The sequence below is a fragment of the Nostoc sp. FACHB-133 genome (assembly GCF_014698055.1).
Lineage (GTDB): Bacteria > Cyanobacteriota > Cyanobacteriia > Cyanobacteriales > Nostocaceae > Nostoc.
Genome location: NZ_JACJSH010000035.1, coordinates 13,561 through 39,725, shown reverse-complemented (window position 1 = coordinate 39,725; position 26,165 = coordinate 13,561). Strand labels below are relative to the sequence as shown.

Here is a 26,165-nt window from a genome sequence, read left to right as displayed (position 1 = left end):
ATCACCGAGACTCTGCAAAATTCCCCTTCTCTCCTCTCATCAGGGGGTTGGGGAAATTTATTGGTGTGTTTCATTCGTTCGGGAGCCGCCATAATTCATATCCAATACTTGTCGGGTTTTGGAGGAAAGGGGACAGAAAAACCTTTAACTTTTAACTTTTAACCTTTACCCTTTTCCTCAAACCAAATTACAGTTTAAAATCCAAAACCCAAGCAGTATTGAATTCATATCTGTATTAAGTTCAAAATCCAATATACATATAGCGTATAGTTGCAAATCCCAGCTATGATTCAACAACTTGTTCACTCCCTCCAGCAAATCACACCAGACGACCTAAAAAATATCGTTGCCAATGCCAGCTTTCTGTGGGAACGCCTTGATTCAAAAAGATTTGTGGTTGACGTTGAGCAGAATGAACAGCAGATTGACCGCCGATTTGAGCGCTGGTGCCAAGTTGTAGGAAATGACAAGTGGGACACCTTGCACAAACGCTTGCAGTGGGAAGGACTAGACCTTAATACTGTTCGTCCCCGATTAGGAAATGTGCGGCTTGCTGCTAATCAAGTGTTGCCAGACTGGGCAGAAACTTTGCAGCAAATTATGGAAACCGCTAGAGAATTTATTCCAGAAAAAGAAGTATTTCTACCGATTGAACCACAGAATCCCATCCCCTTTGAAGATGTCCTCTTACCAACCCTCCAAGTTGCTAGACAGCAATTACTAACTCGTCTTGGTTGTCTACAATTTACTGGAGACTATCTTCCTTTAACAATTCTGACAGCAGCCGCTTACAGTTCTCTAGAACGCAGTCTACTGCAACAACTTGCAAGGCTTTGCACAAAGACCCTAGACTTTGAATTCTCCCTAGTTCGTCCTATTGGTCGAAATTTGCTCAACTTGTTGGGAGTGGCAACAGATAACGGCAATAAAACGCACTACACCAAGTTTGTTAATCAACTGCTAGCAGATGGATTGCTGAAATTCTTTCAAAAATATCCAGTTCTTGGCCGATTAGTGGCAACAGCAGTCAATTTTTGGGTAGAGTCTTCTTGTGAGTTTCTGCAACGTCTGGCTCAGGATAAAGCAGAGATTCAGCAAAAGTTTGGCTCAACGAGCATTAGCTTAGGCAAAGTTACGGAAATCTATGCTTCCCTGTCTGACCTCCACGAGGGAGGAAGAACCGTGATTTCCCTTAAATTCGAGTCTGGACCCAAACTGGTGTATAAACCTAAAGATTTAGGGGTCGAGGTTGCCTTTAATCGATTTTTGGACTGGTGTAATCAACACACTCAAACTTTAGATTTCAAGGTGGTACAGGTACTCAACCGGGATAACTACGGTTGGGTGGAATATGTTGAGCATTTGCCCTGTACGGATGAAGCCGCCGCTGCACGCTTTTATCAACGGGCCGGAATGTTGTTGTGTGTAATTTATGCCCTGCGAGGGACAGATTGTCACCATGAAAACTTAATTGCCAGTGGCGAACATTTGGTGTTGATTGACATGGAAGCTTTGTTGCATCACGAAGCCAACCCCATTGAAAACTCACCTACTGCCCAAGAGTTTGCAACAATAGCAGCACAACAGTTTTGGAATTCCGTGTTGCGTACAGGTATGTTACCACGTTGGGATTTTAGTGGCGATCGCAGTGTTGCTTACGATATTAGTGGTTTGGGTAGCACAATTACTCAACAAACACAGACAAAAGTTCCTCGCTGGCATTCAATTAATACCGACAACATGTCTTTGCGCTATGAGTCTGTAACATTACCTGTTGAGAAGAATGTTCCTCGCTTAGGCAATATTGCTTTATCTCCCGACAATTATCAAACACAAATCGCTGTTGGCTTTGAGCAGATGTATCGCTTGCTCATGGCACACAAAGATGTCTTACTTGCTTGTGATAGTCCACTAGCAGCCATGCAAGAGCAGCAAGTACGCTTTATTTTCCGCGCTACTCAAATCTATGGCACAATCTTGCAATCAACTTGGTTGCCTGATTATCTTCGGCACGGGGTTGATTACAGTATTGAACTAGATCAACTCAGCCAAGCCTTTCTCGTCGCTCAAGAAAAACCAAGTGCATGGCCGATTTTGAAAGCGGAACTGCAAGCTATGGAACAATTAGATATTCCTTGCTTCAGTGCCAGCACAATTAGTAGCGATCTCAGTGTTGGAGTGAATGGCTTGGTTTTGGGCTATTTCAAGCAACCCAGTTACCAACACACTCTGACTCAGTTGCAGACCATGAATGAAATTGACTTGAATCGACAAGTGGCAATTATTCAAGCGTCTTTTTACGCCAGAGTAGCACAAACCTCAACTGGAGAGCCTGAAAAATGGCAAGCCGAGTCATTACCATTGCTGACAAAAGGGCAACTGATCAAAGAAGCAGAAGCGATCGCAATTGAACTAGAAACCAGAGCCTTTCAAGACCCCAATGGTAGTATCAATTGGATAGGCTTAGGATATGTTTTAGAAGCTGAACATTTTCAACTACAAGTATTAAATCATAACCTTTATGACGGATGCTGCGGCATTGCCCTGTTTTTTGCAGCCCTATATCAAGTTGTTGGTCAGCAAAAATTTCGGAATTTAGCATTGCAAGCGCTACAGTCCTTGCGTTCAGTGATGTATACCTCTGACTTGGAGTCGCAGCAGCGATTTGCTCGACTTACAGGAATTGGTGGTGCAACGGGACTAGGATCGATAATCTATACGCTTGTCAAAGTCAGCCAATTTATAGAAGATGAAACCCTATTGCTGGATGCTCAAACTCTAGCAGACTTGATTACACTTGAATTGATTAGTGCGGATAAACAACTAGATATCATTGGCGGTTCAGCTGGAGCCATCTTGGGATTACTAACCTTATATGAAGTAACCAAAGAAGCGAAAGTTTTAGATAAAGCGATCGCCTGCGGAGAGCATTTACTCGCACAGCAGACCAGCTACCAAGGCGCTCCTAAAGCCTGGCAGACCCTTGGAGAAAAGCCTTTGGCTGGGTTTTCCCACGGTGCAGCAGGAATTTCTTATGCTTTGCTTAAACTCTACACCGTAACTCAAGAGCAGAATTATTTAGAAACTGCATTGGCAGGGATCGAGTATGAGCGCAGTGTCTTCTGTCAGTCTAATGGCAACTGGCCTAACTTTCTCAAAATTGAGCAAGGACAAGCAGCTTTCCCTAGTGCATGGTGTCATGGCGCAGCAGGAATTAGTTTAGCTCGCTTGGGTAACTTAAAGATTCTAGATAAACCAGAAATTCAAAAAGAGATTGAAATTGCTCTGCAAACGACACAAAATGTTGGCTTACAAATCGTCGATCACGTATGTTGCGGAAACTTAGGTCGGGTTGAGGTATTGTTAGTTGCTGCCAAACACTATTCCTGCCCTGATTTGTATCAGGTTGCTCTCCAAAATGCAACAAATGTAGTTACTAGAGCTAAACGAACTGGGGGGTATCAACTGTTTGCTAATTTACCTAGTTCGGTATTTAACCCTGGATTCTTCCAAGGAACTGCTGGTATTGGCTACACCTTGCTACGTTTAGCTACTAATGACCTGCCTTCAGTGTTGTTGTGGCAGTAATAGTAGGTATTTGGTGAAAGACTTATTATTAAAACCGTAGGGAGCAGCCGAAAAGAGGATTTTCTAGTTTTTGCACAAATGTGGGAATTATCACTAATTAAGCGGACATGATATGATTCGCAATCTCTCCCCTAGTTCTCCCCGATCGCACTTTAATCTTAAAGGTCTAGAAGACTTGAGGCTCTGAGTGCCATCAGCAAGAAGGAGAACAATGCAACTCAAACACAGCCATATCTTTCGCCAAGAAGCCCTAGAGCGCTTATCTTCACCAGAACAACTGGATCAAGCTATAAATGTAGTCAAACCTCAAGCTTGGTTGACTTTATCTACCATGAGTTTTGTGGTTGCTGTAGCTGGCCTTTGGAGTGTGTTCGGCAGAATTCCCCTGACTGTCACAGGTCAAGGTATCTTGATTAAACCGCACCATGTTGTGGAATTTCAAGCACCCAGTTCTGGCCCGTTACTAACTCTGAAGGTAAAGGCGGGAGATATTATTAAACAAGGTGATGTGCTGGGTATTATCGACCAATCAGCGCTAAAGCAGCAACTACAGCAAGAGCAAGTAAAGTTGCAACAATTGCAAACCCAAAATCAAGAGACTGACAGGTTACAAAAGCTGCTAATTGACCAACAAATCATTACTCTTGGACAGCAGAGAATGGATTTGGAAAATAATTTGCGTCGAGAGCAAGGTGCGCCAAAGTTACGCGATCAAACACAAAGAGCGATCGCTCAAAAACGTCAAAGCGTTAATTCTCGCAAACAACAAATTAATTACTTACTCAAAACTCTTAAAGGACGAGTTGATAATCGTCGTCACCTTTTTGAGCAGCATGTCATCAGCCAAGATATGTTGGTGCAAGCTGAACAGGAATATTTTAACACTCAAAGCGAACTGTCAGATATTGACGTGCAACTAAAGGATCTCGAAATCCAAGAAACCACCACACAACGCGAATATCTGGAAAATCTTAATAGAATTGACGAAATTAAAACCAAAATTAAAGACCTGAATACTCAAAATACTAAATTACGCGAGCAAGACCTGAAGCAATCAATTGACAAAACAAATCAAATTCGGGAAGTAAAGCGTCGCATTGCCCAATTAGAACTGCAACTATCTCAAGAAAGTAGAATCATTAGCAAATACAATGGTCATATTTTGGAAGTGAGTGTTGTTCCTGGTCAAATGATGAATCCAGGTACTCGCTTAGGGTCAATCGAAGCTGAAGAAGCAAATTCAAAACTTATGAGCCTTGTTTACTTTGCTAATAAAGATGGTAAGCAAATCAAGCCAGGGATGGCTGTACAGGTGACTCCCAGTTTCGCCAAGCGTGAACGCGAAGGTGGTATTGTCGGAACGATCGCAGATATTTCTTCATTTCCGGTAACTACACAAGATATTACAGCGATCGTTGGTAACAAAGAAATGGCTGCCAGTCTTGCGGGTAAAGGTGAAGGTCAGGTGCAAGCTTTTGTCCAACTCCAAGAAAACCCTGCATCAGTCAGTGGCTACAAATGGTCATCTTCTGACGGCCCAGCTTTAAAAATATCTTCTGGCACAACTACCTCTGTTCAAGTAAAAGTTGGAGAAAAAGCACCGATTTCTTATATTATTCCTATGCTGCGATCTTGGACGGGGATTTATTGATTTGGGAATGGGGAAATATAACTAGGATAAGGGGAAAGGGAAAAGGGGAAAGGGGAAAGGAATGGAAAGGAAAAAAATTGAAACTTTTGAAGATTTAAGAGTATGGCAAAAAGGTATTGACTTAGTTAAGCAAATATATTTAATAACTAAGGACGGTGAACTCAATAGAGACTTTGGTTTAAGGGATCAACTAAGACGTGCTAGCGTATCAATACCTACAAATATTGCTGAAGGATTTGAACGATATTCTCGCAAAGAATACTTAAACTTTCTAAATATCGCCAAAGGGTCTGCCGGGGAAGTTCGCAGTCTTTTAAGAGTAGCCTTAGAAATAGGCTATTTAGACCAACCAACTTATACACAACTTCATAATCAAGCTATGGAGTTGAGCCGTATGCTATCTAATCAAATTCAATCCATAAATCAGTCATTAAAATAATAAAATCTTATCCCTTCCCCATTCCCCCTTCCCCCTTCCCCAATGCCCTTCCCCATGCCCAATCCCCCATTCCCAATCCCAAAATTTAAACCAAATCGTGTCCGCACTTCTACCCTTTTACAAATGGAAGCGGTCGAATGTGGTGCGGCTGCTTTGGGAATAATTCTTAGCTATTACGGCCGGATTGTGCCACTGGCTAAACTGCGTGAAGAATGCGGTGTCTCGCGGGATGGGAGTAAAGCTTTTAATATTGTCAAAGCTGCTAAAAATTATGGACTCAATGCTAAAGGTTTAAAACTGCCTCTGGAAAAGGTAACAGCTACCCGTCTGCCCTACATTGCCTTTTGGAATTTTAACCATTTTCTTGTGGTAGAAGGATATAGCAAAAAACGCGTCTACCTGAACGATCCTGCCAGTGGTCGGAGAACAGTGAGTTGGGAAGAGTTCGATCGCGCATACACTGGTGTTGTGCTGACAATGGAACCAGGAGCGGACTTCCAGAAGGGTGGCAAAAAAAATCACATTATTTCGGCTTTAACTACCCGTTTACAAAACTCACGAGTTACTATCTTGTTTTGTTTGCTGGCTGGGTTGTTGTTAACATTGCCTCGATTAGCGGTGCCAGCCTTTGCTCAAGTGTTTATTGATGAGATTTTAGTCCAAGACCGGCAAGATTGGTTACGACCTTTATTGTTAGGGATGTTGTTAACTACTATATTGCGGGCATTCCTTGCTAGACTGCGGCTGACTTATCTGCGGCGATTGATGGTTAAGTTGTCAGTCAGCACATCAGGACTATTTCTCTGGCATATCCTGCGATTGCCTATTGGGTTTTATGACCAACGTTTTGCTGGGGAAATCAGTAGTCGGATGCAACTGAATGACCGAGTGGCGGAAGTACTCTCAGGGCCTTTGGCAACCACATTAATTGACGCAGTAATGATGGTTTTTTACCTACTGATAATGATTCAGTATGACCAATTATTGAGTGCGATCGCAGTTGGTTTTGCTGCAATCAATATTTTCGCCCTCCTATTTTTATCGCAAACTCGTGTCGATGCCAATATCCGCTTGGCTCAAGAATATGGCAAAGCTGGTGGCGTAACCGTTAGTGGTATCCAAACCATAGAAACCATCAAAGCTTCTGGGCTGGAGTCAGATTTATTTGCTCGGTTTGCCGGTTATTACGCTAAAGCACTCAACGCCCAACAGGAATTAGGCTTAAAAACTCAAATTCTCACCACATTACCGACGATTTTGACAGCCCTAACCACAGCTTCTATTCTACTGGTTGGCGGCTTTCAGGTAATGAATGGCAATCTCAGTATTGGGATGCTCGTTGCCTACCAAAGTTTAACACTGAGCTTCTTAGAGCCAGTTAATAGCCTCGTTAATTTTGGCAGCACGCTGCAAGATTTAGAAGCTGATTTAAATCGCCTTGATGATGTGCTGCAAAATCCCGTTGATTTGGAAGTGGAGGAGAGGCAGGGGGAAGAGGGCAGGGGGCAGGGGGCAGGGGGAGAAGGCCGAGAAATTACTTTTTCATCTCTGTGGCAATTACAGGGACATATTGAGTTACGAAATATCACCTTTGGCTACAGTCGGGTGGAACCTGCCTTAATTGAGAATTTTAGCTTAACTGTTCAACCTGGGCAACGCATAGCGCTTGTGGGGGGAAGTGGTTCAGGGAAATCTACGATTGCTAAATTAATTTGCGGTCTTTATCAGCCTTGGGCAGGGGAAATCTGTTTTGATGGTGTAGAGCGATCGCAAATTAAGCGTTCTGTGTTGGCTAACTCATTGGCAATGGTTGAGCAGGATATCTTTTTATTTGCGGGGACTGTGCGAGATAATATCACTCTTTGGGATTCAACTGTGCCAGAAGCTGATTTGGTGCAAGCTTGTCAGGATGCAGCCATTCATGATGCGATCGCTTCTATGCCTGCCAAATATGACTTTGAATTGATTGAAAGCGGTATGAATATCAGTGGTGGGCAACGCCAACGTCTAGAAATCGCCCGCGCTTTGGTGAGAAATCCCACAATATTAGTACTGGATGAAGCAACCAGCGCCCTCGATGTGGAAACTGAATTGATGATTAACCGTAACTTGCGACAGCGTGGTTGCTCCTGTATTGTAGTAGCCCACCGCCTCAGTACAATTCGTGATTGCCATAAAATTATTGTTCTAGACCAAGGTAAAATTGTCCAAAGTGGTACCCATGAGGAATTATGGCAGCAAGGCGGAACTTATGTTCGCCTACTCCACGCAGCAGAGGCATAGTTGAGCAATGAGTAGCGCGCAGGAAAATCCTTCTTCTGAACTGTACTCCTTTCAGGCAAACGAAGCAGTATTGTTAAATGACTCAGAAATGTTCTGGATAGTCCAGTCTGGAACATTAGCTGTGTTTGCGACTGGAGTTGTTGAAGGAGGCAGGAGGCAGGATAGCGCAGCGTTAGCGAGTCCGCGAGCGTCGGCAGGAGGCAGGAGGCAGGAGGAAGACTGCCTTGATAACAGTTTACTAAAGGAGCAGCGCCGCTATCTGTTTCATGTCAACGCTGGAGAAGCATTGTTTAGTGCAGCCTTGTTACCAAAAGAAAGCAAGTGGAGTTTTGTAGCGATCGCAATTGAACCTACCCAATTATGCCAGATGTCAATGGTTGATTTGGTTCAGGGAATTGCAGAGGCTGACTCTCAAGCCATAAAGCTTTTAGAAGGTTGGGTAAATCATTTAAGTCAGTCTCTTAGCGCCCAGCAAACAGTTTTGACAACGCCATTAAACATTGTGCAGATATCGGGACAGGATTTTTCATTATCCACTGGTGAGGCACTACATCTGTGGCAACAAACACTTGTGTGGGTAAAGTTGCAACAAGGTAATGTTAGCTGGATGGGAGTTGAAGAACTAACGTTGAATCCTACCTCGCCAGCTTTTCCCTTCATGAGTGCGATGTGGCTGGAGGCAGAAAATGCAGTTATTGGACAAGTATTAACAACCACAGATTTACTAAGTTATGAAGAAATACGTAGCGGTTTAGTATGTTTACATACTTATTTTTTTCACTACTTGAGTTTGCTAGCAAACAAACAAGCAGAAGCAGAATTTCGGCAGTTTCAGCAAAGAGAGCAACTTAATCAGCAAGTAATTGAGGGCGCACTCTCTGACTTAGCAACAGTATTGCAACCACAGCAAGAAGCTGTATCTCAAGAGGGACCGCCTCTGTTGGTAGCAATGGGAGCAATTGGGCGGACATTAGGAATTGAGATTCGTCCAGCAGCAGATAATTTTAGTTCAATTAAAGACCCTGTGGCAGCGATCGCCCAGTCATCGCAAATTCGTATCCGGCGTGTGACTTTGGCAAGCGGTTGGTGGCGGCAAGATCAAGGGCCGATGCTAGCTTATACTCAATTAGAAAAGCGCCCAGTAGCTTTGTTACCCACAGATAAGCGGGATTATGTGATCTTTGACCCAGTAGCGCGAACTCGCATCCCCGTAAATGAGGCAGTAGCAAAAACACTGACAACATCTGCCTACGTTCTGTATCGACCTTTGCCCCAAGTTGCACTCAAAGCCATCGATTTACTTCGGTTTGGGGTTAAAGGTTATGAAAAAGACATCGCTAGCATTTTAGTAGTGGGGCTACTGGGGACGATATTGGGAATGGTTGCACCACAAGCAACAGCAATTTTAATCAATAATGCCATTCCAGATAGCGATCGCGCTTTACTGTGGCAGATAGGATTGGTAATGTTTGCGGTTGCCTTTGGACAGTTAGCTTTTCAAATTGCCCAAAGTATTATTACCCTCCGAGTCGAAAGTGCCACTGATAGCGTATTGCAGCCAGCTATTTGGGATCGTCTGCTGAGATTAAGTCCGAGGTTTTTTCGTCAGTATACCGCCGGAGACTTAGTTAACCGTGTCATGGCGGTGAGGGAAATTCATCAAAAACTAAGCGGTGCTACCCAAAAAACGTTGTTGAGTGGGGTTTTTGCCTTACTCAATTTAGTGTTGATGTTTATTTACAGCTGGCAATTAGCACTGGTGGGAGTGGGTTTAGCAATTTTTGCTGCTGTGGTTACGACAGTTGCAAGTTTCCGCTTGGTAAAGAAATCCCGCGAACAGCAAGAACTCAATGGCGCGATTCAGGGACTCACTGTCCAACTAATCAACGGTGTTGCCAAACTGCGGGTAGCAATGGCAGAAGAACGGGCATTTGCTGCTTGGGCAAAAAAGTATAGCCAGCAAATCCGGCTAAAAGCGAATTGGCAACAGATTAAAGATGGGATGTCTGTATTCAATGAAGCACTACCCTTAGTCAGTTCTATATTGCTTTTCGGATTGGCGATGCTGTTGATGCAGCCACGCCTCACACTTGGTATATTTGTTGCTTTTAACTATGCCTTGACAATTTTCATCAAAGGGATAATTGACCTGAGCAATACTGTATCTGAGATTTGGGGGATTGTACCAATATGGGAACGGGCAAAACCAATTTGGCGATCGCAGCCTGAAGATGGCTCAACCAAAGTTAACCCTGGTCAATTAAGTGGTCGCATTGCCTTAGAAAATGTGAGTTTTCGCTACTCGGAAAGTGGCAACTTAATTCTCAATAATGTCAGTTTCCATGCTGAACCAGGAGAGTTTGTGGCGATTATTGGCCCTTCTGGAAGTGGTAAATCAACGATATTCCGGTTGTTGCTAGGATTTGAGACTCCATTAACAGGCAGTGTCTACTATGATGGCCAAGACTTAGCAGATTTGGAACTTCAGGCTGTACGCAGGCAGTTGGGAGTAGTATTGCAAAATGGCAAATTTGGGACTGGCTCAGTTTTTGATAATATCACCGCCGGAGCTTTGGTTTCTCTAGAAGAAGCTTGGGAAGCCGCACAGATGGCAGGTTTGGCTGATGATATCAAGCAAATGCCGATGGGGATGCATACTATCATTGCTGAGGGTGGTACCAATCTTTCTGGGGGACAACGGCAAAGATTATTGATTGCGCGATCGCTAGTTGCAAAGCCCAAAATTATTTTAATGGATGAGGCAACCAGCGCTCTGGATAATCGCACCCAGGCAATTGTGACTGAAAGTTTAGCCAAATTAAATGCTACCAGAGTGGTGATTGCCCATCGCCTCAGCACAATTCGTCATGCAGACCGCATTTATGTTCTTGATGGAGGTAATGTAGTGCAGATGGGTAATTTCTCAGAATTGATTGCAGAAGAAGGGTTATTTGCTCGACTTGTAGTCCGGCAGTCATAACAAATATAAAATCAAAGGGAAAAGGTTAAAGGGGAAAGGGGAAAGGGATGATGATTGTCGCGCCACTTGCGGGCGTTAGCGGAGCGGGACGCAGTACGGTTTTTACCTTCCCCATAAAATTTGGATTATTTCGCTTGACTTCGGGCGAGGTTTTTACCTTTCCCCCTTCCCCTTTCCCCCTTCCCCTTCTTCATAAACTCTAGTTTGTAGTGAGCGATTTATCGCTCAGAGCAAGGATTATCAGGAATAAAGTCCTTACTACAAACTTTAAATTCATTTATGCCTAGATACTTATACCATTTCTTTGTGAGGCTGCGCCAAACCCTTTTAACTTCTTTCTTTACTTTGTGTCCTTCTCTGACGAGACGCTACGCGAATGCGTCCTTTGCGGTTCGTTTTCCTTTCTTGTACTTAAACATGGTTTAGCGCATCTTCATACAGAATTGGTATTAGGCAATCAATAATTGTCGATTTGTGGGGAAAAAGCAAAGAGAAAAAGGGTAAAGAAAAAACCTTTACCCCAATAGTTTAGTTAACAATTTTTGGTTGTAATTCAGGTTAAAATTAATGTTTAAAATTCATCCGATAAAACTACTTTTAATTTGGTGTTAAGCTTTGGTGCAAAACCACTTCCTTCAGCTACATAAGTAATTGCTCCTCCAGCTTCTAAAACAGCAGGGCCACCACAGGCTTTAATTAAATCAACACCGTTCTTCACCTTAATATCTTGACAACCAAATTCAAGTCCATTTGGTCCAGTAATTTGAATCTTGTTGATTGTTCCAGTTTCACCAGCCGGTAAAAAAAGTTTAGCAGAGCGAATAACTGTTGTCGCTGGCAAAGGTGTTGTTGTTGTGTCGATACTGAACTTGCCTCCAGTAATTGCCGCTTTTTCCGTGATAATTAAGGTAGCAAGGGTGCTTGGTGCTGCGATCGCCTCTGTAGAGAAACAGAAAATCAGAAATGATAGAGCAAATGCTAAAATCTTGGTTAAGCGCATAGACTTCTTGAGTAAATTCATAATCATTTTTTGTTGAACCTGTAATTTTTAATGCCAGCTAGAGCAAATTATTGTCTCCATCGCTGTACTCAAAAGCTACGATATCAACTAAAAAACGCATTTAATAGTACCCTTGAGGGTACTATTAAGTTGTTCGACAAGAGGAAAAGGCTAGTGCTAGCGTAGGTCATCTGAAATATCTAATGCCGAATTGGAATTTTAATTACAAACTCTGTTCCTTGACCTGGTGTTGAGTAACACTCCAATTTGCCACCATGTTTTTCGGTAATAATTTGATAACTAATAGACATTCCCATACCTGTTCCCTTACCCACAGGCTTGGTGGTAAAAAATGGATTAAAAACCTGCTTTTCAACTCCTTCTGGCATCCCTAAACCATTGTCGGCAATCGCGATTTTGACCCAATGAGAATCTATTAACGTACTATGTATGGTAATTTTGGGTAGAGAAACTTCATTATCTGTTTTTTGTTCTAAGGCATCAATAGCATTGGCAAAAATATTCATAAACACCTGATTCAGTTGTCCGGCGTAGCATTCTACTAAAGGTAAGCTACCGTAGTTTTTGATGACCTTAATTTCGGGGAATTCTGCTTTTTCCTTAAGGCGATGTTGCAAAATCATTAAGGTACTGTCTATGCCTTCATGAATATCTACAGCTTTAAACTCGGCTTCATCCATGCGCGAGAAAGTACGCAGTGACAGGACAATCTGACGGATGCGTTGAGTTCCCACTTTCATTGAATTCAAGATTTTTGGTAAATCTTTCTGAATGTATTCCAGGTCAATTTCTTGGCATAAAGTCAGTAGTGGGTTGAGTTGCTCTGCTAACGCATAGCTTGCTTCACCAGAGTAGCAATTACCGTTCTGAAATTCAGGCGGGTTAATAATTTGATATGAGTTAATTAACCGTAATAAATCTTGGGTATGTTCTTCAAGATGGCTGAGATTACCGTGGATAAAATTGACAGGGTTATTGATTTCATGGGCAACTCCGGCCACGAGTTGACCCAGACTAGACATTTTTTCTGCCTGAATCATTTGTGCTTGGGTACGTTGGAGTTCTTGAAGGGTTTGGGCTAAATCTTCTGCATGTTGTCTAAGCTGGGCTTCGATTTGTTGGCGATCGCGGATATCACGGGCAATGGTTGAGAAGAATTCTATTTCATCTTGTTCATTTTTATGGGCAATCAGCACTTGGGAAACTGGAAACTCTTCACCATTGCGACAGCGAAATATAGATTCTCCAGACCAAATCCTTTCTCGAACTACGGTAGGTATTATTTCATTCTGGAATTTTTCTAAAATTGATAGTCCTGTAACCTCGCTAATATGAAATTTGTTGGTTTCTGAGGCTGGAATTTCTAAAATCTTCTGCCCTGCTTTGTTTAGGTAGCAATTATTTCCATCTGCATCAGCCATACCGACGATATCAGTTGTGGCTTCTAAAATAGTTAGCAGTCTTCTTTGCTCTTGCTCTGCTTGTTTACGCTCGCTAATATCTCGCACTACCGAAAGTGCATGAGGTTTGCCATTGTAGTTCAATAGTTTGCCTGTAACTTCTATATCAAAATAAGTGCCATCTTTGCGAATATCTACAGCCTGAGTGTGAAATTCACCTCCCTTTTTGATTGTGTTGATGAATTCGGCAAATTGCTGAAAAGAATCGGGATGAATAAAATCTGTAGGACTTAAGTGGAAAAATTCTGCTTGAGAATAGCCATGCATCTCACAAAAAGCGGGATTAGCAGCGACAATCTTACCTGTATCTAAATCAACAACACTGATGCCATCATTCACAGTCTCAAAAATGCTGCGATACTGAGCTTCTTGTTGACTTAAGGTTGCCTCAGCCGCTTTGCGTAGACGAAGCTCGTTGTAGACATTACTAATATCCCTAGCTACACAAACAACAGTATCCTCACTCATTGGCGCAATACTCGCCTCAAACCAAACTTCTTGATGGCCAATGGGCAAGCTATATTCGATTTTGAAAGTTTTCTTGGTTTTTAGTGCCTGCTGAATGCAGTTGAGAAAAGAGTCTGCAAAAGCAGAAGGTAAAACCTCGTGCATGGTTTTACCTATTAGTTCCGCAGGTGGTTGGTATAGTAAAGGCGCACCGCTAGGAGCAATTTTGAGGTAGCGTCCTTCGGCATTAAGGATGAGAATCACATCTGGTATGGCGTTAAACAATGCTAGTAATTCTGCTTGAGAAGCCTTGAAGGTTAGTTCTGCTTGACAATTACTTTCTAATAGTTGTTTTGATTCTCTAAGTTTCTGTTCTAATTGGGCGATTTCTGCACTGAATTCTGTGGTGGATTTTGCCAGTTGTTGCTGTAACTGAGCGTTTTGCTGACGAAGAAAAAGTATTTCTTGCTCGAATTCTGTGTTATGCATTACTTGTTTCTCCTGCTTACTGTTGAACTGGAATTAATATCTCAAATTCCGTACCTAGCCCTGGAGAAGAGTTGCATTGGATCAAACCACTATTTTTTTCCACTATAATTTTTCGAGCGATCGCTAAAAACTCTTGTAAATACCCGACATATCGCCTCCGCTCAAAACCAAAATCATCTTTGATGGAAAAGTCAGTTTCTCCATACTCTCGATAAATTAGGGTTCTCGAACCATTGTAGATTTCTTCAGTTACGTGGTATCCAGGAATACTAACCATGCTACTAAATCTTGAAGGCTTTCATATTTAGTCTTCCCAAATGGGTAACGCCAGTTCTATCTCAGGTAGTAATCATTATTTGGACAGGGTGCAGGGGGCGAAACTCTTTCTGATGCGTGGCCATTCAAAGCAACGTGCAATCTAGACTATACTAAACGCGGCTATTACATGAGTATGACCGAGATTAATCCAAATCGAATTGTACCCAAGGGGCCAATCATCGATTTTGACGAACTGCACGATCGCGATCGCTTCGGTAAGCCGTAGTTGCGATATGCCAAAGGCATTAAGCTTACAAGGTTCAAAATCAGTTATCTCGATAAAGTATCAAACGTATTGGTACATTGCTACACAACTATCACAACAGCGAAAATATACCAGACAAATAATTACTACCATTGTTAGTAGTACTTATAACTCAGTAAAAGAGCGATCGCGTCGTTAAACCTCACTAACACTGCTCAGTTAGAAAAGTTTTTAATTCTTTGCCGACTCAATTCTCCAATTTTTTCTACATAATTTTCCAAAAGATCCCCTAGCTGTGGCAATCTGGGAAACAGAGATTTATCAAATCTGATATTTTTAGCTACTGCAAATTTACCCGATCAGGTTATGCAAACTCTGCCCATAGTAGATACTTCAAATACTGCATCAAGTCAACCTATCTTTGATACAACTATCAAGCGGCGTAAAACCCGTCCCGTAAAGGTAGGAAATGTCACCATTGGCGGTGGCTACCCCGTTGTAGTGCAGTCAATGATTAACGAAGACACCCTTGATATTGATGGTTCCGTAGCTGGTATTCGTCGTCTGCACGAAATTGGCTGCGAAATTGTCCGTGTTACAGTGCCGAGTATGGCTCATGCTAAAGCTTTAGCAGAAATTAAACAAAAATTAATAAAAACTTACCAAGACGTGCCAGTTGTGGCTGATGTCCATCATAATGGGCTAAAAATCGCCCTGGAAGTCTCCAAGCACATAGAAAAAGTGCGGATTAATCCGGGGTTGTATGTCTTTGAAAAGCCCAACGTCAATCGAACCGAGTACACTCAATCCGAATTTGACGAAATTGGCGATAAAATCCGCGAAACTCTAGAACCTTTAGTAGTTTCTTTGCGAGATCAAGGTAAATCAATGCGAATTGGGGTAAATCACGGTTCTCTCGCCGAGAGGATGCTATTTACCTACGGTGACACCCCAGAAGGAATGGTGGAATCTGCCATAGAATTCATTCGCATCTGTGAATCCTTGGATTTCCGCAACTTGGTAATTTCCATGAAAGCTTCACGAGTACCTGTGATGCTAGCCGCCTATCGCCTGATCGCCAAGCGCATGGATGAACTGGGTATGGATTATCCGCTACATTTAGGCGTTACCGAAGCTGGTGATGGCGAATATGGGCGAATTAAATCCACGGCTGGTATTGCTACTCTACTTGCTGATGGCATTGGCGATACAATTCGCGTCTCACTCACAGAAGCACCAGAAAAAGAGATTCCTGTCTGTTACAGCATTCTCCAAGCTTTGGGATTGCGAAAAACGATGGTGGAATACGTTGCTTGTCCTTCTTGTGGGCGCACTTTGTTTAACCTAGAAGAAGTGTTACACAAAGTCCGGGAAGCCACTAAACACCTGACTGGGTTAGACATAGCGGTTATGGGTTGCATTGTCAACGGCCCCGGCGAAATGGCAGATGCCGACTATGGTTATGTTGGCAAAACACCTGGTTACATTTCCTTATATCGTGGTCGAGAAGAAATTAAAAAAGTCCCGGAAGAAAAAGGTGTAGAGGAATTAATTAACCTCATCAAGGCAGATGAACGCTGGGTAGAACCTTAAGGGGAGCAGAGAGGGGCAAGGGGGCAAGGGAGCAGGGGAGGCAGGGGGGACAAAGGGACAGGGGGACAAGTCTCTCCGTCTCCCCACTCTTCCTTGTATCCTTTGTCTCTTCTTCATACCCAATACCCAATGCCCAATTCCCCATTCCCCATTCCCAATGCCCAATTCCCAATGCCCAATTCTCAATTCCGAATCTTAAAACTTTTGTATTGATAACGACCAAGGTCGCCGGATTGTCAAGTATTTTGTTTAAATTAAGAATACATACTCGGTCTGTACAGTGAAAGCCTGTGTTAGATTGAGCATACTGACTATATATTTTCCCTCTGACGCAGCTGTCATTATGGTGATTACAAAAAGTAGGCTTGTTTTGGGTGCTACGGCGGTGACACTCTCCACGATCGCAGTTACTAGCCTTGGCATTCACTCGCGAGGTCAGGCTTTATTTAAAGCAAGTCCCAAAGAAATAGTAGATGAAGTTTGGCAAATTGTTCAGCGCCAATATGTAGATGGTACTTTCAATCAGGTAGATTGGCAGGCTGTTCGTAAGGAGTACTTAAGCAAGTCCTACAGTAATCCCCAGGATGCTTATAAGTCTATTCGGGAAATGCTGAAAAAGCTGGAAGACCCATACACCCGGTTTATGGATCCAGCAGAATTCAAAAATATGCAAGTGGACACTTCTGGAGAATTGATCGGGATTGGGATCACTATCAGTCAAGATGAAAAAACTAAGCAACTGGTTGTAATTGCGCCAATCGAAGACACACCAGCATTTAAAGCTGGTGTTTTGGCAAAAGATGTCATCCTCAAAATCGACAACAAAAGCACTAAGGGAATGGATACTAATCAAGCAGTATCCCTGATTCGAGGTGAAGCAGGAACGCAAGTTAGCCTAACGATTCAGCGCGACGGTCAGATAAAACAATTAGACATCAAACGGGCGCGGATTGAAATTCATCCAGTTAAATATTCCCAAAAGCAAACTCCAGCAGGTAATCTTGGCTACATTCGCCTGAACCAGTTCAGCGCTAATGCTGGGAAAGAAATGCAAACAGCTATCAAGGATTTAGAAAGCAAAAAGGTAGCTGGATATATTCTGGATTTACGTGGTAATCCTGGTGGCTTACTGTTCTCCAGTGTAGACATTGCCCGGATGTGGATAAATAAAGGTAAGATTGTCTCCACCGTTGAACGCCAAGGAGAGGCAGAAAAAGAAGAGGCAAACGGACGCGCCTTAACGGATAAACCTTTGGTGGTGCTGGTAGATAAAGGTTCAGCTAGTGCGAGTGAAATCCTTTCAGGGGCTTTGAAGGACAACAAGCGTGCTACTTTGGTTGGTACTCAAACTTTTGGTAAGGGACTAGTGCAATCGGTACGTCCCTTAGAAGATGGCTCAGGATTGGCGGTAACAATTGCTCATTACTATACTCCTAATGGTACGGATATTAATCACAAAGGTATTAATCCAGATGTGAAGGTAGAGTTGACCAAAGAGCAGATGCAGGAATTATGGCTCCATGAACGCGATAAACTCGCTACCTTACAAGATCCCCAATTCGCTAAAGCAGTGGAAGTGATAGGTAAAAAGATTGCTGCTAAGGGCACAGCCACAGCAGAAAAATGAAGAGTTAAGAATAAAGTTAGGAGTTAGGAGTGAATAGTAAGGATTTAAGAATAAAAACCATCATTTCTAACTCCTAACTTAAACTGGTTGGCACTTTCCAGCCCTAATAAGTCCGACACGCCGAGCGATCGCTTCTCCTTGCGAACTAAAAGGCCCCCACTGTTCTATAGTTTCTTTAATCTCTAAATTATCGTCGCCAATTTTGTCGCTGGGGACGATTTCGCAATTACCAGCAGAATGCTTGACAATATACCAAGTTTGTGATTCATTCATGCTTGAAACAAAAAATCTGTTTTTTACAGTAAAGATTTTACAGCATAGAGAAAAGATTTTCGTACATCTGCGATCGCACAGATTTCCATAAAACTAAGTTACAAGCGATAAATGCGATTGTAAGCGATCCCTGTGGGAAGAATAAATTTCTTATTGTTATTTGATCTTGGCTAACCACTGATGGATTTTAATCAAAAGATAAAGTGTATTTAAACAAGTAGATGAACTAATGTATATAACACTTTTAAAATTAAGTGAATTGATATGCGTTTACCTATCATTATCAGTGCCGGATTATTGCTATCTTTCGGTCTTAACCTACCAGTAATGTCCAAATCTCCCATAGAGATAGCACAATCGCCAACAAAAAATAATAACTTGGATTTAAGGCGATTAAAATTTAATCGCTATTTGTGGAATCAGCAAAATATTTCCAACTATCGCTATACATTTAGTAATGGATGCTTTTGTATACCCGACGCTAGGGGGCCAGTAGTCATTGAAGTCCGTAATGGTCAAACAACTTCCATCACTTCTGTAGCTACAGGTCAAGCAGTTAATCCAGAATTCTTTCAAAACTACGAAACAATTCCTAAGCTGTTTGATGTGATTCAAGATGCTATCAACCGTCAAGCCTACAGCCTGAATGTGAGTTACAGCCCTAAATTCGGCTATCCAACCAAAATAGAGATAGATTACGACAGTCAGATAGCTGATGAAGAAATATATCTCACAATTGAGAATTTTCAGGAAATTAAATAGCCGCCGTTGCAACTATAAAATTAGATATTAAGGCGATTCAGTGCGTAGCTTTCCACCGCAGGCATCGCCCTAATTTATCGTGTGAATCAAATTTTCTTTAAGAAAAAAGATTGGCATTGCTAATTAGATGCATAAATCTTGGTTAGAGATGCAAAATTTTAAGCCATCGCTCATTACAAAAGTGGGTTTTTTGATTGTAAACTCTTATCGAATAAAGATTTTAGGCTATTGTGTCACTACATATTTATCATTAAAAAATATTTTTTGTATCACTGAATACTTGATATTGAAACGAAGAACTTGGACACTGTTTTGGTAATCAAAAGCACAAAAACGTGAAAAAAATCAAGATTTTCAAGTTTCTACTGCCATTCGTGACGGTAGCTTTATTCATAATTGGGTTAGCACAGATTGTACCAGCCCAGTCATCAGTAAGTGTTCACCTAACTCTTGGCAACCCTAGCAACGCTGGAACTTCTAGCCAAAATAACTACTTGTTGGTAAAACCACAATATGTAATTGGTTACAACTGCTCAATAGGTAGACCAAATTGGGTATCTTGGCAGTTAAATAGTAGTTGGTTAGGTAGCACACCAAGGCAAGATACTTTTCGGGCTGATACAACACTTCCTTCAGGGTGTTATCAAGTTCAATCTACCGATTTTAGTGGAAGTGGGTTTGATCGCGGTCACATGACACCTAGTGCTGACAGGACTAGTAGTGTTACTAATAATTCTGCCACCTTTTTGATGAGTAATATGATTGCTCAAGCCCCAGATAACAATCAGGGAATTTGGGCAAGCCTAGAGGATTATGCCAGAACTCTAGTAGGACAGGGTAAAGAACTTTACATCATATCTGGTGGATATGGGATGGGTGGTACTGGTTCTAACGGAACATTCTATACAATAGCTAATGGACGGGTTCAAGTCCCAAACAGAACCTGGAAAATTATTGTTGTATTGAATACTCCTGGTTCAGGTCTTGCTGGTGTGACAACCAGCACGAGAGTCATTGCTGTCAATATTCCCAACGCCCAAGGCGTGCGAACAGCAAATTGGAGAAACTATCGGGTTAGTGTTGACTCATTAGAATCCCTAACTGGATACAATTTTCTCTCACAAGTTTCAACATCTACTCAGTCTGTCATAGAAGCGAAAGTTGATAATTTATAAGTTTGGATGATTTCAAAAATGAGAAAGCCTAGCTGCACAGATGGCTAGGCTTTTATTTAAAGAAATTTCCAACCTGCTTACTAAGTTTCAACCAGTTTTGTTACTACTCCAGCTAAGTCACCGTCTTTAGTTTGTCCGATGATATAAGCGTCAATATTTATTTGTCCAATACGATAAACGCTGATGTCACTAAGATTATCTTTTAGTGCCTGCATAAGTGTTTGAAATCTTTTAACATCTTTTTTCTGTAATTCATTGTGCCACTCTTGTTCAAATGCACAATTACGAAAGAAATAGTCCAACTCTACTACTTCGACTGGCAGGTTTTGAGAACCTGTTAGCTGTAATATTTTCTCTTGTGTTGCAGGTGCAGCACCTTCCCATTGAACAACCTCGAAAGGGTAATCCGACTCGCTCATCATTAACAAGCCAGTACTAGCTTCCTTGAGTTTTTCGACAATCTCACCGCTCATAGTCATCAGTTTCTAGCAACGCTCATACTGTATCATTCAGCCAGTAGCAAGGTGGGAAGCCGAAAGAGAGATATGTAGGAGGAAGCAACGCCGCAGCGATCGCTCATCAGAAAATTTTAGGGCTTTGAAGTTCCTGCTTCTGGCTGGATCAAAATAGGCGCTCCACCTTTTTCAGAACCAATAATTACAATTTTAGAATTATTAGATTGAGCTAGTTTTTCTGTGGCTTCAATCGCTCGTAATTGTAGCACTTGGTTGGTAAGTCCACCAGAGATAATTTTTTGAGAATCAGCTATGCCTTGAGCTTCAATACGCTTTCGTTCTGCCTCTTGACGCTCTTTCTCTAAAACAAATTTCATTTGCTGGTTTTCTTGCTCTGTCTTGAGTTTGTTTTGAATTGCAACTTGTAGAATATCAGGCATTTTGACGTTTCGTAAAAGAGCTTCCTCAACGATGAAACCCAAAGTGGGTATCTCCTGAGTGAGTTGTTGGTCAATTTTTTGGGCGATTTCTTGACGTTTGGTAGAGTAAATCGCACTGGCTGGGTAGTTTGCCGTGATAGCGCGAACAGTAGAGCGAAATCTGGAAATTACCAGTTGTGTTTCATCAGTTCCAATGGTTTTATATACTGTGGCTGCTTTCTGGGGATCGAGCTTGTACTGAAGACTGACATCCAGATTTAAACTCAAACCTTCTTGGGTTGTTACATCTATGTTTTCCTTCACATCCTTAATGCGAGTGGAAAAATTCAGCACTTTGTTAAAGGGGTTCAACAAGTGGACACCAGGATTAAGAGTAGTTTCGGAAACCTCACCAAATAAGTTGACGACACCAATATTGCCTGGTGGGACAATCACCACAAGTCTAGAAATAGAATTCAGTATTGCAATACTGCTAATCAATATCGTAATTGTGCGTATTGCTAAACGTGATTTTTCGCCAGAGATCCTACCCGTATTGAGATAAATGAGGATTCCTATCAGGCTAGTTAGAAGAGAGATTATAAAGCCCATGAGTTTTTCTGTGTGGTTAAGACGGATATACTTAATCACATAATTCCCAGATGCTTTTATGAAACTTCCCCTCAAGGGCAGCAAGCTATAAATTTTGCAGAATTAATTCCTAAAACTCAGTACTGAGTGCTTGATGTTTGCACTGAGGTATTTGCCCCATTTATTGTGGGCGGAACTCTTTTGTCATTGAGAAGGTTGATACCCAATACTTCTCGGTTAAGGGGAAAAGGGGAAAGAAAAAACCTTTAACCTTTTCCCCAAACCCAATTCCGAGTTAAAAATGCTTTACCCGAGCAGTATTGGTTGATACCCTTTTTAACTCAGTACTCTTAATGGCAGCCCAGATTGTTAGGATAAACAGTAAGAATATTTTTTTGCCAAGCTTATGCCTTCACCGTTTCCAGGGATGAACCCCTACCTAGAAAATCCCGAATTCTGGGCTGAAGTTCACAGTCGGTTGATAATTGCGATTGCAGATGTAATTGCTCCTCAACTACGACCCAAATATCGAGTAGCGGTTGGGAAACGAGTATATAAAATGACAGATGGAAATTCTATTCTAGTTGGTATTCCTGATGTGGTTGTCGGACGTTCTTTAACAAACACAGAAAAAGAACCGTCTAATATTGCGATTGCTATACCGCTTACAAAACCAATAACTGTCAATCTTCCTATTCTAGAAGAAGTGCGAGAAGGATACCTAGAAGTTTAAGAAGTAGCAACCGGAGAAGTTGTCACAGTGATTGAAATTTTATCACCAAAAAATAAGCGGACTGGTGAAGGAAGAAAGGCATACGAAAGTAAACGTCAGCAAGTATTAGGTAGCTTGACTCATCTAATAGAAATAGACTTGTTGCGTGGCGGCGAACCCATGCCAATTTTAGGTAATCAAATTAAGTCAGACTATCGTATTTTGGTAAGTCGGAGTGAATATCGCCCTAAAGCAGAACTATATTCATTTGAACTACAAGAGCAGATTCCCGTTTTTTTGTTACCCCTACGTCAGGGTGATACAGAACCATTATTAGACTTACAAGCATTAATACACGGTGTACATGATCGCGCCGGATTTGATTTGGTTATAGATTATAGTAGTGAACCAATTCCGCCCCTTGGAGAAGTTTATTTGGCTTGGGTGAGTGAGTTGTTAAAAGAGCAGTCGTTACGTTAAGTTTGAGTAATTTCCTCTTTTACCCATTGCCTAAATACTCTGAGCGTTGGACTTATACCTAAAGTTCGGCTCAGTTTGACACCTTTTATTAATATGTGCAAAAAAAAGTTTTGTTATTTTAACAATATTTTAGGGAAAACTAAATCGGTAGCTTCTCTATTACAACAAGATTGAGATATATTTATGGATTTCAATGGATCAATTTGGACTAAAAACGTAAAACCTATAGATGGTGAACGTTGGGCTTATCAAAGCATACTTACTATACATCCAGAATTAAAGATTTTTGCTTTACATTGGAGAAATTTAAAAAATCAAGATGAAATAAATGCCAAGACTCCGCAAGAAGGTGAACTGATTATTTTAAGACAACGTAGCAAAGTAACGCACGTTGTTCAAATGCTGAATAAGCAACTTTATCCTGATGGGAATGCTGAAGAGGAATTTAATATTTATCGTCTTGTCCAGGTGATTTGGATGACGAATGATTGGGATCATCCTCCAGATAAGAGTAAAGTCTTTGATTGTGCAATTAACTTCCCTCCGAATGGAAAAGCAATAAGATTGGAAAACATACAAGCATTCCAAGAACGGTGGAGTACAGAAGTATTAGCGTTTCAACAGCACCTTCAAAGCGTATTAAATATTCATTAATAAAAAGCCCCGCATATTTAAGTGCAGGGCTTTGATTTCAGATAAATCCAAAATTACTTGCCATTGCCGTTACTACCATTGCCATTGCTGTGAATGACGCGTTCAGCGAGTTTTTCCGGCACTTCCTGGAGATGGTCATATTCCCAGTGGAAGGAACCAACGCCCAAGGTGAGCGATCGCAGTTCTACAATAAAGTTTTGCATCTCTGCTTGTGGTAAGTATGCCGAGACATTATCCCAGCCTTGCCAATCATTTCTACCTTCATAGCCTAAAATTTGCCCCCGTCTACCACTCAAAAGTTGCAGCACCTTGGAGGTAAATTCGCTCGGTGTAGTCACTTCCACGCGGAGAATTGGTTCTAACAGCGTAGGTTCTGCTTGGGGTATCCCCGTTTGCATTGCTAATCGCGCAGCTTGCTTAAAGGCTTGTTCGGAACTGTCAACGTTGTGATACGAACCATTAGTCAAAGTTACTGCCAAATCTACTATTGGGAAGCCCAAAGGCCCATGTGTGAGAAATTCCCGCACGCCCATTTCCACCCCAGGAATGTACTGTTTGGGAACCACGCCGCCGACAATGGTTTCATTAAAGTTGAAGCCTGTACCGCGTGGTAAAGGCTTGATATCGAGAAAAACATCACCAAACTGTCCATGACCACCGCTTTGGTGCTTGTAGCGCCCATGAACTGAAGCCACCGTTTTGCGAATGGTTTCTTTGTAAGGCACTTGCGGTAAGTGGGTTGTCATCGGCAAGTTATATTTGCGGCGCAGTCTATCTAGGGCGACTTGTAAATGAATTTCGCCTTGACCCCACAGAATTACTTCGTGAGTATCGCCGTGTTGTTCCCAAGCAAGTGAGCAGTCTTCTTCTAATAACTTGGTGATGGCACTGCTAAGTTTTACTTCATCGTTGCGCTTTTCTGGTGTAATGGCGAGGGCATAAACAGGTTCTAACTCTACAGCTTTGGGTAATTTGATTGCCGACTGCTGTTCTGTGGAAATTGTATCGCCTGTCTTGATTCCTTCTAAACGGCTCAATGCGACAATTTCACCAGCACTAACTTGGTTAACTATCTGCTGTTGTTGTCCCATCAGGCGGTAAATTCCACCAGTACGAATGCCATTGAGGACAATGCCATCAGTTAATTTGCCTCGCCAAACACGCACGAGAGAAAGTTTGCCACCTTGGGGAGTGTAGTAAGTTTTTAATACCTGTGCTAGAGGTGTATCACCTTTTAAGTTTTTTAAACGGCGTTCTGCTGTAGTTTCTGGTTCAGGTGCTTCCCGTAACAAGGCTTCTAATAGAGGTCTAACACCATAATCTTGTTCTGCCACACCAAAGAAAACGGGCACTACTAAATCTGCCCCTAATTCCATTTTTAAATCTTTGAGGATTTCCTCTTGGGGTGGTTCGATATCTTCTAAAAGTTCTTCAAGTAAATGATCGTCAAAATTTGCTAAGGCTTCGAGCATTTCTGCCCGTGCTTCATGTTCTTCTTCTTTTAAACTTTCGGGGAAGGGGATGGGGTCAGCCGGTGCGCCTGGATGATATTGATACGCCTGTTCGCTCACCATATCAATAAAGCCGGTGAGTTGTTCCCCGTTCATGATGGGATATTGATGCGCTACCAGGGGACGGCTAGATACTGCTTTCAGGGCGTGTAACGTTTCTAGAACGTGAATATTTGCCCGATCCATTTTGTTGACGAAGACGAGATGGGGAATTTCCCAATCGTCGAGGAATTTAAATAGAGGGGCTAGGGTGAGGACGCGATCGCGGATGGGTTCGCAAACTACAATTGCCGCATCCACTCCGATTAAAGCATTGTACGTTTCTTGGGCAAATTCTACGCTTCCCGGACAGTCAATAAAAGTGAAGCGAATGTCGTTATACTCAGTGCTAGCGGCGCTGACTTCTACACTCATGTGGCGATCGCGCGACTCGGCAGCACTATCTCCCACTGTATTGCTGTCTTTAATGCTGCCTTTACGAGAAATTGCCCCTGTGACAAATAACAAGCTTTCTAGTAAAGTGGTTTTTCCACTTAAATAAGGCCCGACAATTGCAACATTCCGCGAACCCGATTTTACTTTTTCGTTCATAAAATCCTCCTTGCGGTAAGTCTTTTATAACCGCATGATTCCGTATATATCAATGGTTGAAGAAGAATCCAGCTATTCTGAATGAGCTAAACCTTAGCTATCCGCTAACAGGATTCATAAATCTTGACAGTAGCTAGTCCGCGAGCGTCTTAAACCGATTTATTAATCCGCCAGTTGTACAGAATTCATTCTGTTCGCGGAGCGTGCCGGAGGCATTATTCTGGCTCCTGACTCCTGAATTCTATATTGATAAAAAAATTGTTCTCTGGAGTCAAAATTACCCTTCTTTAATTTGTTATTATCCTCCTTTTAATCGAAAGTTAAAAAAATTGTAGCCTGTCGTAAGATTTAGCTTAATAAAAGTTAATCTTAGTAAAGATTAATAGCGAATCTAAAATTTTTGTAAATAACTTTTTATGAAGTAAATTTAACTGAAAGTGT

18 protein-coding genes and 1 pseudogene are annotated in these 26,165 nt (G+C 42.0%); 12 read left to right on the top strand and 7 right to left on the bottom strand.

The window, feature by feature from the left end; genetic code table 11:
• Window positions 1–285 precede the first annotated feature (285 nt).
• From H6G86_RS24425 to H6G86_RS24405, 5 genes are all read left to right on the top strand, one after another.
• Window positions 286–3,588, top strand: a complete 3,303-nt coding sequence (locus H6G86_RS24425) for a type 2 lanthipeptide synthetase LanM family protein (RefSeq protein ID WP_190936497.1) — start codon at window positions 286–288, stop codon at window positions 3,586–3,588.
• Window positions 3,589–3,799: 211 nt separating this feature from the next.
• Entirely contained in the window at window positions 3,800–5,239 is a 1,440-nt protein-coding gene (locus tag H6G86_RS24420) for an NHLP bacteriocin system secretion protein (RefSeq protein WP_190936496.1), read from the top strand.
• Between the two features lie 61 nt (window positions 5,240–5,300).
• Window positions 5,301–5,678, top strand: coding sequence for a four helix bundle protein (locus tag H6G86_RS24415; protein ID WP_190936495.1), 378 nt, complete (start codon window positions 5,301–5,303; stop codon window positions 5,676–5,678).
• Between the two features lie 123 nt (window positions 5,679–5,801).
• Window positions 5,802–7,961, top strand: coding sequence for an NHLP family bacteriocin export ABC transporter peptidase/permease/ATPase subunit (locus H6G86_RS24410; RefSeq protein ID WP_242064947.1), 2,160 nt, complete (start codon window positions 5,802–5,804; stop codon window positions 7,959–7,961).
• 7 nt (window positions 7,962–7,968) lie between these two features.
• On the top strand, window positions 7,969–10,941 hold the full coding sequence (locus tag H6G86_RS24405; protein ID WP_190936493.1) for an NHLP bacteriocin export ABC transporter permease/ATPase subunit: 2,973 nt from the start codon (window positions 7,969–7,971) through the stop codon (window positions 10,939–10,941).
• A 571-nt stretch (window positions 10,942–11,512) separates the two neighbouring features.
• Here the strand turns inward: H6G86_RS24405 and H6G86_RS24400 are convergent.
• From H6G86_RS24400 to H6G86_RS24390, 3 genes are all read right to left on the bottom strand, one after another.
• On the bottom strand, window positions 11,513–11,968 hold the full coding sequence (locus H6G86_RS24400) for a hypothetical protein (RefSeq protein WP_190936492.1): 456 nt from the start codon (window positions 11,966–11,968) through the stop codon (window positions 11,513–11,515).
• A 173-nt stretch (window positions 11,969–12,141) separates the two neighbouring features.
• On the bottom strand, window positions 12,142–14,358 hold the full coding sequence (locus H6G86_RS24395; RefSeq protein ID WP_190936491.1) for a PAS domain S-box protein: 2,217 nt from the start codon (window positions 14,356–14,358) through the stop codon (window positions 12,142–12,144).
• Window positions 14,359–14,374: 16 nt separating this feature from the next.
• Window positions 14,375–14,635, bottom strand: a complete 261-nt coding sequence (locus tag H6G86_RS24390; protein WP_190936490.1) for a hypothetical protein — start codon at window positions 14,633–14,635, stop codon at window positions 14,375–14,377.
• Window positions 14,636–14,861: 226 nt separating this feature from the next.
• On the opposite strand from H6G86_RS24390, the gene H6G86_RS24380 reads away from it, so the two are divergent.
• The 3 genes from H6G86_RS24380 (at window position 14,862) to ctpC (ending at window position 18,101) form a co-directional block, all read left to right on the top strand.
• Window positions 14,862–15,080, top strand: coding sequence for a hypothetical protein (locus tag H6G86_RS24380; protein WP_190936489.1), 219 nt, complete (start codon window positions 14,862–14,864; stop codon window positions 15,078–15,080).
• A gap of 167 nt (window positions 15,081–15,247) precedes the next feature.
• Window positions 15,248–16,474 (top strand): (E)-4-hydroxy-3-methylbut-2-enyl-diphosphate synthase, encoded by a 1,227-nt coding sequence (gene ispG, locus H6G86_RS24375; protein ID WP_163937909.1) that lies wholly within the window; start codon window positions 15,248–15,250, stop codon window positions 16,472–16,474.
• A gap of 343 nt (window positions 16,475–16,817) precedes the next feature.
• The gene (gene ctpC / locus H6G86_RS24370) at window positions 16,818–18,101 is read left to right on the top strand and encodes a carboxyl-terminal processing protease CtpC (RefSeq protein WP_190936488.1); all 1,284 of its coding nucleotides are present in this window, start codon (window positions 16,818–16,820) and stop codon (window positions 18,099–18,101) included.
• A gap of 78 nt (window positions 18,102–18,179) precedes the next feature.
• Here the strand turns inward: ctpC and H6G86_RS24365 are convergent, their stop codons facing one another.
• Window positions 18,180–18,374 carry a transposase gene (locus H6G86_RS24365; protein WP_190936487.1) on the bottom strand — a complete coding sequence of 65 codons (195 nt, stop codon included), beginning with the start codon at window positions 18,372–18,374 and terminating at the stop codon, window positions 18,180–18,182.
• Window positions 18,375–18,638: 264 nt separating this feature from the next.
• Between H6G86_RS24365 and H6G86_RS24360 the strand changes: the two genes are divergently transcribed.
• Window positions 18,639–19,136, top strand: coding sequence for a DUF6174 domain-containing protein (locus H6G86_RS24360; protein WP_190936486.1), 498 nt, complete (start codon window positions 18,639–18,641; stop codon window positions 19,134–19,136).
• Window positions 19,137–19,471: 335 nt separating this feature from the next.
• Window positions 19,472–20,311, top strand: coding sequence for a DNA/RNA non-specific endonuclease (locus H6G86_RS24355; RefSeq protein ID WP_190936485.1), 840 nt, complete (start codon window positions 19,472–19,474; stop codon window positions 20,309–20,311).
• A gap of 80 nt (window positions 20,312–20,391) precedes the next feature.
• Here the strand turns inward: H6G86_RS24355 and H6G86_RS24350 are convergent, their stop codons facing one another.
• Window positions 20,392–20,784, bottom strand: coding sequence for a nuclease A inhibitor family protein (locus H6G86_RS24350; RefSeq protein WP_190936528.1), 393 nt, complete (start codon window positions 20,782–20,784; stop codon window positions 20,392–20,394).
• A 116-nt stretch (window positions 20,785–20,900) separates the two neighbouring features.
• Entirely contained in the window at window positions 20,901–21,797 is an 897-nt protein-coding gene (locus tag H6G86_RS24345; RefSeq protein ID WP_190936484.1) for a prohibitin family protein, read from the bottom strand.
• A gap of 385 nt (window positions 21,798–22,182) precedes the next feature.
• Between H6G86_RS24345 and H6G86_RS24340 the strand changes: the two are divergent.
• Window positions 22,183–22,968 (top strand): annotated as a pseudogene (locus tag H6G86_RS24340) (DUF4058 family protein).
• A gap of 183 nt (window positions 22,969–23,151) precedes the next feature.
• Entirely contained in the window at window positions 23,152–23,622 is a 471-nt protein-coding gene (locus H6G86_RS24335; protein WP_190936483.1) for a hypothetical protein, read from the top strand.
• Between the two features lie 53 nt (window positions 23,623–23,675).
• Here H6G86_RS24335 and H6G86_RS24330 read toward each other — a convergent pair whose 3' ends face one another.
• Window positions 23,676–25,724 carry an elongation factor G gene (locus H6G86_RS24330; protein ID WP_190936482.1) on the bottom strand — a complete coding sequence of 683 codons (2,049 nt, stop codon included), beginning with the start codon at window positions 25,722–25,724 and terminating at the stop codon, window positions 23,676–23,678.
• Between the last annotated feature and the right edge of the window lie 441 nt (window positions 25,725–26,165).